The organism is Kitasatospora sp. NPDC059599 (genome assembly GCF_042735125.1).
Lineage (GTDB): Bacteria > Actinomycetota > Actinomycetes > Streptomycetales > Streptomycetaceae > Kitasatospora.
In genome coordinates this window covers 1-9,115 of sequence record NZ_JBHWCL010000240.1, presented here as the reverse complement: position 1 = coordinate 9,115, position 9,115 = coordinate 1, and the positions used below count along the sequence as shown (strand labels likewise).

Below are 9,115 nucleotides of genomic sequence, written 5' to 3'. Positions count from 1 at the left end.
TTTCTTTTTAATCCCCACTAACAATCACCAACCCCCCCGCCCCCACTCCAACCTAGCCACCCCCCCCCCCCCCCCTGGGGGCCCCGGCGAGTTTTTGGAACACCGGCCGCGCGCCCCTCGGGCTTCCCGCACCCGTGCCCGTCCCCGTCCCAGGAGCCTCCCGTGCAGCTCTCCGTCGACCCCCACTCCGCCACTCCCCCGTACGAGCAGATCCGTGCCCAGATCGCCGAGGGGGCCCGCACCGGAGACCTGCCCACCGGGCTGCGGCTGCCCACCGTCCGGGCCCTGGCCGAGGACCTGGGGCTGGCCGCCGGCACCGTCGCCCGGGCGTACAAGGAGCTGGAGGCGGACGGCGTGGTGGAGACCCACGGTCGGCGCGGCACGCTGATCGCCGCCGCCGGGGACACCGCGCACCGGCTGGCCGCCGCGGCCGCCACCGAGTACGCCGAGCGCGCGCACCGCCTCGGGCTGTCGCACCCGGACGCCCTCGCCGCGGCGGTCACCGCCCTGGGGCTGGCCTACCCCGGGACGCACCCCGAGGTCTAGCAGCGGGCCGTCGAGGGGGTCCGGACGGGGGGTCAGACCTCCGGGCGGATCATCCCCGCGGCCGGGGCCTGGGCGGCCGGGAGGCTGGTGCTGAGGGGCTGTCCGACGGCGCTGTGCTTGACCCAGTCCGTCCAGGGGACGTTCCAGTCCCCGAAGCCGTTGCCGAACGCCTCCATCGCGGCGCCGTTGCTGTTGACCACCGTCACCAGGTCCCCCACCCGGGTGTTCTGGTAGAACCACTTGGCGTTGTCGGTGCTCATGCCGGTACAGCCGTGGCTGACGTTCGCCACGCCCTGCGAGCCGACCGACCAGGGCGCCGCGTGGACGTACTCGCCGCTCCAGGTCACCCGGGTGGCCCACTGCACGTCGAGGTCGTACGACTCCGCGCTGCCGGCGGCTATGCCGATGGTCTCGCCGCTCATCCGGACCGACCGCTCCTGGCCGAGCACCACCTTGACGCCGTTGCGGGTGTCGAAGCCGGGCTTGCCGGTGGTGACCGGGATGGTCCGCACGACCTCGCCGTCACGCTTCAGGGTGAGCTCGTGGGCGGCCGCGTCGACCACCGACTCGACCCGCTCGCCGATCCGCAGCCGCAGCGAGCTGCGGTCGCCGCCGTAGAGGCCGTCCGCGATCCGGCTGCCGGTGCCGTCGAAGGACAGCGCGACGGTCGTCCCGGCCGGCCAGTACTCCTCCGGGCGGAAGTGCAGGTTCTTGTCGTCCACCCAGTACCAGGCGCCGGTGACGGCGGGCTGGGAGGTGACGGTCAGGGACTGCTCGACCTCCTGGCGGGCCTGCGGGTCCTTCACCGCCTCGGAGAGCTGCACGGTGAGCGGCTGGCCGACCCCGTAGACGCCGGTGCCGGAGGAGTCCGGGCCGAGCTTGGCGGTGAGCAGGCGCTGCGCGGCGAGGGTGCTGAAGTCGGCGGTGGTGTCGCCCCGGCCGCCCTTGCCGTCGTCCGCGGAGATGCGGACGGAGTACGCCGTGGCGGCCTTCAGCCGTCCGGTGGTCTGCCAGCTGCGCTGGTCGTCGGCGAGCTTGCCCGCGACCACCCGGCCGTCCGGGCCCACCACGGTCACGTCGGTGAGCCGGCTGCCCTGCACGGCCGTGACGGTGACCGGCTGGGCGGGGTCCACCTTGCCGTCCGCCGAGAGGTGGACCAGTGGGGCCGCGTCGATCCGGTGCGGGCCGGCGGACTCGTCGCCGCCGGACGAGCAGGCGGCCAGCGGGGCCAGCACTGCGAGGGCCAGCGAGATGCTGCCGATACCTGCGGTTCCGCGCCTGTCGGCCATGACCGCCTCCGAGGGTTCGCACGATTGATCAGATCGTAGGAACGCTTTCGGTCTGAGCGACATCCGAGGGACCTCGCGTTCACCCGCCAGAGTGAGGCCGCCACCCCGCGGACGCACCAGGGCCGGTCCTCCCGTGCGGGAGGACCGGCCCTGGTGTCGGAAGCGGAACCTACTGGTTCTGGTTCTCGCCCCGGTAGAACTCGAAGACCCATCCGAAGATGCCGATCAGGATGATCGGGGCGGCCCAGAACATCAGCCACCAGCCGAAGATCACGCCCATGAAGGCGAGCGCGCCACCGAGCGCCAGCGAGAGCGGCTGCCAGCTGTGCGGGGCGAAGAAGCCCAGCTCGCCGGCGTCGTCCGCGACCTCGGCCTCGGGGTTGTCACCCGCGCCGCTGTCCACCCGGCGGGCGGTGAAGGCGAGGTAGTAGCCGATGAACGCGCAGAGCGCGAAGGCCAGGAACAGCGCGGTGGTGCCGGCGGCCTCCAGGCCCGGGCCCTCCGCGTTGTTGGTCCACAGGCCGTACGTGATGGCCATGGCCAGTACGAAGACCGACAGGCCCAGGAAGATCTTTCCCTGTTCCTTCATCAGGCGTCACCCTCCTGCTTGCCCTTGCCCAGCTTCGGGGCGTCGTACTTCGCCGGGGTCACACCGGCGAGGTGCTTGGCCGGCTCACCGTGGTTCTCCAGGTAGTCCAGCGCGGCGATCTCCGGGTGGTGGAGGTCGAAGGCCGGGGATTCGGAGCGGATCCGGGGCAGCGTGAGGAAGTTGTGCCGCGGCGGCGGGCAGGAGGTCGCCCACTCCAGGGAGCGGCCGAAGCCCCACGGGTCGTCAACGGTGACCTTCTCGCCGTACTTGGCGGTCTTCCAGACGTTGTAGAGGAACGGCAGGATCGACAGGCCGAGCACGAAGGAGCCGATGGTCGACACGGTGTTCAGGGTGGTGAACCCGTCCGAGGCCAGGTAGTCGGCGTAGCGGCGGGGCATGCCCTCCGCGCCGAGCCAGTGCTGCACCAGGAAGGTCGCGTGGAAGCCGAAGAACAGCGTCCAGAAGGTGATCTTGCCGAGGCGCTCGTCCAGCATCTTGCCGGTCATCTTCGGCCACCAGAAGTGGAAGCCGGCGAACATCGCGAAGACGACGGTGCCGAAGACCACGTAGTGGAAGTGAGCGACGACGAAGTACGAGTCCGAGACGTGGAAGTCGATCGGCGGGGAGGCCAGCAGGACACCGGTCAGACCACCGAAGAGGAAGGTGACCAGGAAGCCGACCGTCCAGAGCATCGGGGTCTCGAAGCTCAGCGAGCCCTTCCACATGGTGCCGACCCAGTTGAAGAACTTCACACCGGTCGGGACCGCGATCAGGAAGGTCATGAAGGAGAAGAACGGCAGCAGCACCTGGCCGGTGACGTACATGTGGTGGGCCCACACCGTCACGGACAGACCGGCGATCGCGATGGTGGCCGCGATCAGGCCGGAGTAGCCGAACATCGGCTTGCGGCTGAAGACCGGGATGATCTCCGACACGATGCCGAAGAACGGCAGCGCGATGATGTACACCTCGGGGTGGCCGAAGAACCAGAACAGGTGCTGCCACAGCATCGCCCCGCCGTTGGCCGGGTCGAAGACGTGGGCACCGAACTTGCGGTCCGCCTCCAGGGCGAACAGCGCGGCGGCCAGGACCGGGAAGGCCAGCAGGACCAGGACCGAGGTCAGCAGGACGTTCCAGACGAAGATCGACATCCGGAACATCGTCATGCCCGGGGCGCGCATGCAGATGATCGTGGTGATGAAGTTGACCGCACCGAGGATCGTGCCGAAGCCGGAGAAGGCCAGACCCATGATCCACATGTCGCCGCCGACGCCGGGCGAGTGCACCGCGTCCGACAGCGGGGAGTAGGCGAACCAACCGAAGTCGGCGGCGCCGTTCGGGGTCACGAAGCCCGCCACCGCGATGGTCGAACCGAAGAGGTACAGCCAGTACGCGAACATGTTCAGACGCGGGAACGCCACGTCCGGGGCGCCGATCTGCAGCGGCATGATCCAGTTCGAGAAGCCCGCGAACAGCGGCGTCGCGAACATCAGCAGCATGATCGTGCCGTGCATGGTGAACGCCTGGTTGAACTGCTCGTTCGACAGGATCTGGGTCCCGGGACGAGCCAGCTCGGCGCGCATGACCAGGGCGAGGATGCCACCGATCAGGAAGAAGGCGAACGACGTGCCCAGGTACAGGGTGCCGATCGTCTTGTGGTCAGTGGTGGTCAACCACTTGATGATGGTCGAACCCGGCTTCCGGGTCCGCTGCGCCCCGACCGTGACGGCCTCGGCGCCCCCGCCGGCCGCGGCGGGCTCGTTGAGGATGGTCACTTCTCTTCACTTCCCATGGAGATGAGGCCAGAGGGAACCGCACCGTTCTGGCCCTTGGCGCGAAGCTCGGCCAGGTGCTTGTCGTAGTCGGCGCGGTCGACGACCTTGACGTTGAACAGCATGCGCGAGTGGTCGACGCCGCAGAGCTCGGCGCACTTGCCCCTGTACTCGCCCTTGACGGTCGGCGTGACCTCGAACTTGTTCACCACGCCCGGCACGACGTCCATCTTCATCAAGAAGTTGATGGGCCAGAAGTCGTGGATCACGTCACGAGAGGTGAGCCGGAACTGCACCGACTCGTTGACCGGCAGCCAGAGCGTCGGCTCGTCCTTGGGGGTGCCGACGTCGTACGCGGCGTCCTTGTTGGCCGGGTCGGGGTTCTCGGTGTTCTCGTAGTTGAACGCCCAGCTCCACTGGAAGCCGACCACGTTGACGTAGTGCTGCGGCTTCGCGGACGTGGAGGTCAGCGTCGCTTCGTCGCGGGCGACGAAGTAGAAGAGCACCGACACGATGATGATGGGGACCGCGGTGTAGAGCGCCTCGATGGGCACGTTGTACCGGGTCTGCGGGGGGATCTCCACACCGGTGCGCTTGCGCCGGTGGAAGATCACGCTCCAGATGATCAGACCCCACATCAGAGCACCGACCACCAGCGCCGCAATCCAGGACCCCTGCCACATGTGGAGGACCAGGGGCCCTTCCGAAGTGACGGGGCTCGGGAGGCCAAGCCTGGGGAGGTCGTTGGCCGAGCAGCCGGTGGCGGTCGCGATGACGAGGCCCAGTGCCAGCGCCTGAGGCAGCTTCCGCCGCATCGTGCGCCGCGGCGAGCGGTCGGAGCCGTTGGGACTCACGTAGCGCCTTCCCGAAGTCTCGCCCGCCTTCGCGTCGCCCCGGGAGAGGAGTGTGAGCCTCCCCGGCGACCCGTCCACGGGCACGGTTTGAATGCTTATGCGGGCCAAACCCTACTCCAGCCTTATGCGCTCCTGACGGGCAGCCCCCGGTAACGCGCCGCCCGGTCGCCCGATCAGGCCCGGCAAGGGCTGCGCCGCAGGTCATCGTAGGCATTCGAGGTCCGTACGCCCGATCGGGGGATGACCTCGGACAACGCCCGTGACGACCCGTCGGACACGGACGAAGCGGACATTCGGGGTGATCGACTGACGCCGGGTGAGCTGCGCGGGCGGACCGGACGGCGCCCCGGGTGTGCCGTTAAATGTGACCGTGTACTTCGACGCGGCCTCGACGGCCCCCCTGCACCCCGTCGCCCGGCAGGCGCTGACCGCCGCCCTGGACGAGGGCTGGGCCGACCCGGCCCGACTGTACCGCTCCGGCCGGCAGGCCCGGCTGCTGCTGGACGCCGCCCGCGAGACGGTCGCCGAGGTCCTGGGCGCGCGGGCCGACGAGATCGCCTTCACCGCCAGCGGGACGCAGGCCGTCCAGCTCGGCCTGCTCGGCGCCCTGGCCGGGAACCGCCGGCGCGGCGGCCACCTGGTGCACTCCGCGGTGGAGCACTCAAGCGTGCTGCACGTCGCCGAGCGCCACGGCGACGCGGGGGGCGGGGTCTCGGTGGTGCCGGTGGACCGGGGCGGACGGGTCGACCCGGCGGCCTTCGGCGCGCTGCTGCGCCCGGACACCGCGGTGGCCGCGCTGCAGAGCGCCAACCACGAGGTGGGGACGGTCCAGCCGGTCGGCGAGGTCGCCGCGCTGTGCGCCGGGGCCGGTGTCCCGCTGCTGGTGGACGCGGCGCAGAGCGCCGGGCGGGTGGACGTCCCGACGGGCTGGTCGCTGCTGACCGCGAGCGCGCACAAGTGGGGCGGACCGCCCGGGGTCGGGGTGCTGGCGGTGCGCAAGGGCGTCCGGTACGCCTCGCCGCTGCCGGCCGACGAGCGCGAGGGCGGCCGGGTGCCCGGCTACGTCAACGTCCCGGCGATCGTCGCCGCGGCGGCCTCGCTGCGCGCGGTGCGGGCCGGGGCCGAGCGGGAGAACGCCCGGCTGCACGCGCTGGTCGAGCGGATCCGGGCCCGGGTGCCGCAGCTGGTGCCCGAGGTCGAGGTGGTCGGCGACCCGGTGCGGCGACTGCCCCACATCGTCACCTTCTCCTGCCTGTACGTGGACGGCGAGGTGCTGCTGACCGAGCTGGACCGGGCGGGCTTCGCGGTCTCCTCCGGTTCCTCCTGCACCTCGTCCACGCTGACGCCCAGTCACGTGCTGGCGGCGATGGGGGTGCTCACCGAGGGCAACGTCCGGGTCTCGCTGCCGTACGGGACGGCCGAGGCGGACGTGGAGCGCTTCCTCGCGGTGCTGCCGGAGCTGGTGGCCGGGGTCCGGGCGCCGCTCGGGCTGGACCTGCCGGCGCCGGGGGCGGCCGCCGCGGCCCCGGAGTCGCTGCTGGTGATCGACGCGCTGGGCAAGCGGTGCCCGCTGCCGGTGATCGAGCTGGCGAAGCGGATCGGCGAGGTGCCGCCGGGCGGCACGGTCGTCGTGCTGGCCGACGACGAGGCGGCCCGGCTGGACATCCCGGCCTGGTGCGGGATGCGCGGACAGGAGTACGCGGGCGAGGCCCCGGCCGCCGACTACGGCGGCGACCGGGGCTCGGCCTACCTCGTCGTGCGGCGGACTACTTGACCAGGTGCGCGCGGATCTCGGCGGCCGCCTCGGCGCCGTAGCTGTCCTCGAAGCGCTTCAGGAAGGCGGCCGGGCGCAGCTCGTACTCCTGGGTGCCGACGGTCTCGATGACCAGGGTGGCCAGCATGCAGCCGAGCTGGGCGGAGCGCTCCAGTTCGAGGTCCCAGGACAGGCCTGCGAGGAAACCGGCCCGGAAGGCGTCGCCGACGCCGGTCGGGTCGAGCTTGGCCTCCTCGCGGGCGCAGCCGACCAGGATCGGGGCCTCGCCCTTGCGCTCGATCCGGACGCCCTTGCTGCCCAGGGTGGTGACCCGGGTGCCGACGCGGGTGAGCAGCTCGTCGGAGTCCCAGCCGGTCTTGCTCTCGATGAGCGCGGCCTCGTACTCGTTGGTGAAGAGGTACGCGGCGCCGTCGACGATCTCGCGGATGTCCTCGCCCTCCAGGCGGGCCAGCTGCTGGGAGGGGTCGGCGGCGAAGGCGTAGCCGCGGGTGCGGCACTCCTGGGTGTGGCGGACCATGCCCTGCGGGTCGTCGGCACCGATCAGGACGAGGTCCAGGCCGCCGACGCGGTCGGCGATCGGCTTCAGCTCGATGTTGCGGGCCTCGGCCATGGCACCCGTGTAGAACGAGGCGATCTGGTTGTGGTCCTGGTCCGTGGTGCACATGAAGCGGGCCGTGTGCCGGGTCTCGGAGATGTGGACGGAGTCGCAGTCCACGTTGTTGCGCTCCAGCCAGCTGCGGTACTCGGCGAAGTCCGCGCCGGCGGCACCGACGAGGACCGGGCGGAGCCCGAGCACACCCATGCCGAAGGCGATGTTCGGGGCGACCCCGCCGCGGCGGATGTCCAGGGTGTCGACCAGGAAGGACAGCGACACGGTGTGCAACTGCTCGGCGACGAGCTGGTCGGCGAACCGGCCGGGGAACGTCATCAGGTGGTCGGTGGCGATCGAGCCGGCGACGGCGATACGCACGGAAGGTCTCCTCAGGATGGCTGCGGGGCCAGCGGGCAGGCGCGGATGAACCCACTCACGGTACCGGCCCCGGGACGTGCCCCGGCAACAGTGCCGCAAGTTGCCGCCCCCCTCGGCCATGGTGGCACCCGTTGCCGTCGAACGTGTACTACCTCCGGGTAGCACTGGTGGGCGGGACGAGGCCCGGCCTAGGGTCGGCCTCAGGAGGCCCGCCGCGGGCGGGCCCCGACGTCGACCGCGGCGGAGCCGCCGCGGCTCTGGATCGGAGCGATGCCCGATGAAGACCGACCAGTCCCCGTTGCCCGGCCTGCGGGCCGAGGACGGCGAGACCCTCGACGCCCTGCTGGACTCCTCCCGGCGGCTGCGCCGGTTCTGGCCGCTGCTGGCGACCGGCCCGGAGCCCACCGCCCCCGCGTCCGCCGGCTTCCGCGTCCCGTCCGGGGCGCAGCGGGTGGTCGCGGGGATGGCCGAGTACGGCCTCTGAGCCGGTCCCGGACCGACACGGAACCGGATCCGTCCGGGGCACGTCACATCCGCGCGGAGCGGCCGAGGAGGCGGCGCCGCTGAGCTCTCGGGAGGATGTGCAGATGGATCTGGAGACGATGCCCCGGCGCGGTCGGCGGGCGGTGGCCCTGGCGGCCCTGGCGCTGGCGGCGGTGATGACGGTGGCCGGGTGCAACGGGGACGGCAAGCCCGCCTCGGACTCGGCGACGAGCGGCGCGGCCACCGGTTCCGCCTCCCCGCAGGCCCCGGCGCCCTCCGGCAGCCCCTCCGCGGCGGCTCCGACGGGGAGCCCCTCGGACGCCGGCCGGCCGCCCACGGCGCCACCGACCGACTTCGTCCCCACTCCGGCCTCGCCCGCTCCGGGGCAGCCGGCGCCGGGCACTCCCCCGGTCAACGGGATCGCGCCGGGGGAGCCGAACCCGAACGGCTCGGGCTCGCCCGCGCACCCGCCGGTGGCGTACCGGGTGGACGGCACCACCAAGCTGACCGTCTACTTCTTCGGCGGGGTCTGCACGACGTACGCGCTGAAGGCGGACGAGTCGCAGCCGGGCCGGGTCGACGTCGTGGTCGTGCCGGGCAAGCCCGCCCTGCAGCCCGGACAGGTCTGCAACGCGCTGGCCAAGCGGCAGTCGGTGTCGGCCGACCTGCGCTCGCCGTTGGCCGGGCGGACGGTGGTCGACCGGACCAGCGGCCAGGAGGTGCCGCTGGACGCCGACCCGCACGCCGGGCCGGACCCGGTGACCCCGGACGTCGCCGGCCAGTAGCGGCCGTGGCGCGGGACAACGAGAAGGCGGCCCCCGGGTTGCGCCCCGGGGCG

General features: G+C 71.8%; 9 protein-coding genes. 4 read left to right on the top strand and 5 right to left on the bottom strand.

The features are described from left to right. The first annotated feature begins 162 nt into the window (after positions 1-162). Positions 163-546, top strand: a complete 384-nt coding sequence (locus ACFV04_RS42290) for a GntR family transcriptional regulator (RefSeq protein WP_380536421.1) — start codon at positions 163-165, stop codon at positions 544-546. Positions 547-578: 32 nt separating this feature from the next. Here the strand turns inward: ACFV04_RS42290 and ACFV04_RS42285 are convergent, their stop codons facing one another. The 4 genes from ACFV04_RS42285 to coxB all read right to left on the bottom strand — a co-directional run bounded on the left by ACFV04_RS42285 (position 579) and on the right by coxB (position 5,050). After that, positions 579-1,835 (bottom strand): Ig-like domain-containing protein, encoded by a 1,257-nt coding sequence (locus ACFV04_RS42285; RefSeq protein ID WP_380337855.1) that lies wholly within the window; start codon positions 1,833-1,835, stop codon positions 579-581. Between the two features lie 169 nt (positions 1,836-2,004). Beyond that, the gene (locus ACFV04_RS42280) at positions 2,005-2,424 is read right to left on the bottom strand and encodes a cytochrome c oxidase subunit 4 (protein ID WP_360262130.1); all 420 of its coding nucleotides are present in this window, start codon (positions 2,422-2,424) and stop codon (positions 2,005-2,007) included. Then, entirely contained in the window at positions 2,424-4,199 is a 1,776-nt protein-coding gene (gene ctaD / locus ACFV04_RS42275; protein WP_380342845.1) for a cytochrome c oxidase subunit I, read from the bottom strand. Before ctaD ends, ACFV04_RS42280 begins: the two co-directional genes overlap by 1 nt. Further along, positions 4,196-5,050, bottom strand: a complete 855-nt coding sequence (coxB, locus tag ACFV04_RS42270) for a cytochrome c oxidase subunit II (RefSeq protein WP_380342842.1) — start codon at positions 5,048-5,050, stop codon at positions 4,196-4,198. The genes ctaD and coxB overlap by 4 nt, the downstream gene beginning before the upstream one ends. A 370-nt stretch (positions 5,051-5,420) precedes the next feature. Here coxB and ACFV04_RS42265 point away from each other — a divergent pair, with 370 nt between their 5' ends. Continuing rightward, on the top strand, positions 5,421-6,824 hold the full coding sequence (locus tag ACFV04_RS42265) for a cysteine desulfurase/sulfurtransferase TusA family protein (RefSeq protein ID WP_380536419.1): 1,404 nt from the start codon (positions 5,421-5,423) through the stop codon (positions 6,822-6,824). Here the strand turns inward: ACFV04_RS42265 and ACFV04_RS42260 are convergent. After that, positions 6,817-7,794, bottom strand: a complete 978-nt coding sequence (locus tag ACFV04_RS42260) for a carbohydrate kinase family protein (RefSeq protein ID WP_380342839.1) — start codon at positions 7,792-7,794, stop codon at positions 6,817-6,819. The genes ACFV04_RS42265 and ACFV04_RS42260 overlap by 8 nt on opposite strands. A 277-nt stretch (positions 7,795-8,071) precedes the next feature. On the opposite strand from ACFV04_RS42260, the gene ACFV04_RS42255 reads away from it, so the two are divergent. Then, on the top strand, positions 8,072-8,278 hold the full coding sequence (locus ACFV04_RS42255; protein ID WP_360262126.1) for a hypothetical protein: 207 nt from the start codon (positions 8,072-8,074) through the stop codon (positions 8,276-8,278). Positions 8,279-8,381: 103 nt separating this feature from the next. Next, positions 8,382-9,062, top strand: a complete 681-nt coding sequence (locus ACFV04_RS42250) for a hypothetical protein (RefSeq protein ID WP_360262125.1) — start codon at positions 8,382-8,384, stop codon at positions 9,060-9,062. Positions 9,063-9,115: the final 53 nt, after the last annotated feature.